The following is a 3,014-nucleotide window of genomic DNA, read 5'->3' as shown; positions in this document are numbered from 1 at the left end:
CTGCACGCCACGGCGGTGCTGGTGGAGGCCGATCCCGCGGAGGTGGAGCGGCTGGCGCGGGACCTGGAGCGCACCGGCGCCGGTCACCGCGTCCGCCTGACGGACGATCCCGCCGGGCTCGCCCCCGGCGAGGTGGCGCTGCTGCACGCGGAGTGGGCGGACGCGGCGGAGCGGGTGGCGCGCTACGTGGGGTCCGCGGACCACGCGCTCTGCTTCCTGGCCCCCCCCGCCCCGGGGAAGCTCCCCCGCCCGTCGCTCGGGGCGCTCGGCACGGTGGAGAAGGCGGACCTGCTCGTCTCCCTTCCGCACGCCGACCTTCGCAAGCTGGCGCGCTACCGTGGGAGCCCCATCGCCGACCTCCCGGGGCACGCGCGGCAGCTGGTGGAGGGGTACTCCGCCCTATTCGGCGACGGGCGCTACGAGTGGATGTCGCTCTGGCGCGACGCGGAGCGCGCGGAGGGCGAGCGCGAGGCCGAGGCGCGGCTGGCGGAGCGCTACGCGGCCCTGCTCGCGGACGCGGCGGGGCGCACGGTGCGCCACGTCCCCGTGTACCTGTCCGACGAGCCCGCGGACTCGCTCCACCTCTTCCTCGCCACGCCGGACCCGCTGCGGGCGCTGGCGCTGAACGCCGCGTTAGGCGCGGCGGACGCGCTGGACGGGGCGTCGCTGGACCGCGGCTTTCGGTCGGAGGTGGACGCGGGCCCGGAGGAGGCGGCGGTGCTGGAGCTGTTCGCGACGGAGCCGGCCGGCGAGGCGCCCGCCGCCGGGCCCCGCCCGGTGGACCTGCCGCGCCTGGCGCGGACGGTCCGGGAGCGATTCCTCGGCCGGCGGGTGGCGTACGGGGAGGTGACCGGGGCGCTTCTGGGGACGGACGTCACCCCGGACGAGCTCCGGCGCGCGCTGGCGTCGCTGAAGCGGACGGGGGAGGCGGTCTACCGCTCGCTGGCGGATGCCGGCGCGGAGGTGGAGTTCCCGGAGGTGCCGGTCCCGCCGGCGCGTCCGAAGCGGAGCAGACGGACGGCGGAGATGCCGATGCTCGGGGGGCTGGAGGAGGAGGGGCGGGAGGCGGAATGAAGAATGTAGAAAGGGGCTCCGCGCCGGGTGTGGCGCGGAGCCCCGATTGTACCGTCTGACCGGCGGCTCACCAGTAGGGGCTGTACCCCCGGCGGGTGGCGCCGCCGTACCCGATGAAGAAGTCACCCCGGGTGGTGGGGTTCGAGAAGGAGCCGCTTGGGCGGTAGGTCCCCAGCCCGCCGCCGAGCCCGAAGCCCCTGGCGTCGTCCCCGTAGTAGGGGTCGTCCATGCCGCGGTTCCGGCCCGGCCGCTGCCCCTGCATGCCGCGATCGTAGCCGCGCCCGCCGCGGTTCGCCATGGGCCGTTGCGCGCCCCGGTCCTGGTAGTCGCGCCCGTAGCCGCGGCCCGCCTCGAAGACGCGGCGCCGCCAGTTGGTATCCCCGCGGCCCAGGCCGCCCGGGTAGCCGCTGCGGTTCCCGTACTCCTGGTCCTCCCAGGAGGGGTTGTGGCGCATGCGGTCGCGGTCGCGGTAGACCTCGCTCCCGCCGCTCAGCCAGCCCTCGCGGTCGTTGCGGTAGTCGCGGTTCTCGTAGTCTCTTGCGTATCCTCTCATGTCTGTCCTCCTCGTCTGAGTCGGTGAGCCGCCCCGCTCGGGGGCAGGGCGGGGAAAAGGGTGCAAGTCGCGGGCCGCCCGGTCCCGTGTTGCATCCGTAAACGTTTGCGGTGGGGTGGTTTGCGACTGGGCGGCGGAGGCGGGTCGACCGCGGTTTGACGCGCTCCCCGCCGCGCCCTAACGTACGGGTGCGCGGCGGCATGTCCCGCCGCGGCTCTCCCCCGCCTCCCGGACCACCCAGATGCTCCCGCTCTCCCCGTCCCGGCGCGCCACGCTGCAGGCGCTCTGCAGCCGCATCGTTCCCACGTGCCCCCCGGAGACCGACCTCCGTGCGGCGGTGGAGGCCCGCCTGGCCGAGGGCGACCCGGAGGTGGCGCGGCAGGTCGCCGCTCTCCTCGCCCTGTTCGGCCACCCCGCCGCCGGGCTCCTGTTCTCCGGGCGCCCCCGGCGCTTCGCCTCCCTCCCTCCGGAGGCGCAGGACGCCTGCCTGCGCGACTGGGAGACGAGCCGGATCCCGCTGCGGCGCACCGTGTTCCAGGCGTTCCGCCGGCTGGTGCTCGCCACCTTCTACGGGCTCCCGGAGAGCCATGCGGGGATCGGCTACCTGGGCCCCTTCCACGAGCGCGCGGCGCTCCACCCCTGGGAGGGCGCGCTCCCCGGCGCCCCCTCGGACGCGGAGCCGGTGGCGCGCGCGCCGGAGCCCGCCCTGCCGCCCGCCCCCGGCACGGTCACTCCGGCGATGCGCGCCGTGGTGGTGCGCGGGGACGCGCTGGCGGGGGAGACGCGGATCCGCGCGGACGTGTGCGTGGTGGGGACGGGCGCAGGCGGGGCGGTGGCGGCGGCGCGGCTGGCGGAGGCCGGGCACGAGGTGGTGGTGCTGGAGGAGGGCGGCTTCTGGACAGCGGAGGAGCTGAACGAGCGCGAGCCGGACATGGTCGCCCGCCTCTACGCGGACCAGGGGGCGCGCGCCACGGACGACCTGGCCGTCTCCATCGTGCAGGGGCGGACGGTGGGCGGGAGCACCGCCGTCAACTGGCTGATCATGCTGCCCACGCCGGAGTGGGTGCTGGACGAGTGGGCGCGGGAGCACGGCACGGAGGGGATGCGCGCGGCCGACCTCGCGCCGGTCTTCGCCAGGGTGGAGGCGGAGACGCACACCCGCTGCGTCCCGGACGACGCGCACAACCCCTCCAACCGGATCCTCCTGGACGGCGCGGCGCGGCTGGGGTGGAGCGCCCGTGCGGCCCGGATCAACGCGCGGGGGTGCGTCCGCTCGGGGATGTGCGGGCTGGGGTGCCGCTACGACGCGCGCCAGGGCGCCGCGGTCGCCTACCTCCCCCGCGCCCTCGCCGCGGGTGCGCGGGTCTACGCGGACGTTCGGGTGGAC

The 3,014-nt window shown here is 76.4% G+C and carries 3 protein-coding genes; 2 read left to right on the top strand and 1 reads right to left on the bottom strand.

Features of this window, described 5'->3' with window-relative positions; translation table 11 throughout:
• On the top strand, window positions 1-1,074 hold a 1,074-nt coding region (locus VGR37_21905), incomplete at its 5' end, for a hypothetical protein (protein ID HEV2150067.1).
• A gap of 67 nt (window positions 1,075-1,141) precedes the next feature.
• On the opposite strand, the gene VGR37_21900 is transcribed toward VGR37_21905, so the two are convergent.
• Window positions 1,142-1,627: a hypothetical protein gene (locus tag VGR37_21900; GenBank protein ID HEV2150066.1), complete on the bottom strand. Its 486-nt coding sequence runs from the start codon at window positions 1,625-1,627 to the stop codon at window positions 1,142-1,144.
• A 241-nt stretch (window positions 1,628-1,868) separates the two neighbouring features.
• Here VGR37_21900 and VGR37_21895 point away from each other — a divergent pair.
• A partial coding sequence (locus VGR37_21895) for a GMC family oxidoreductase N-terminal domain-containing protein (protein HEV2150065.1) occupies window positions 1,869-3,014 on the top strand: 1,146 nt, incomplete at its 3' end.

It is taken from the genome of Longimicrobiaceae bacterium (assembly GCA_035936415.1).
In the GTDB taxonomy this organism is placed as follows: domain Bacteria; phylum Gemmatimonadota; class Gemmatimonadetes; order Longimicrobiales; family Longimicrobiaceae; genus JAFAYN01.
The sequence above is the reverse complement of the archived record's forward strand: the minus strand, read 5'-3'. Positions and strand labels throughout refer to the sequence as shown.

What these genes read in the sequence shown, in the direction of transcription:
- VGR37_21900 (HEV2150066.1), bottom strand. Translation starts at nt 1,627, where the DNA reads ATGAGAGGATACGCAAGAGACTACGAGAACCGCGACTACCGCAACGAC.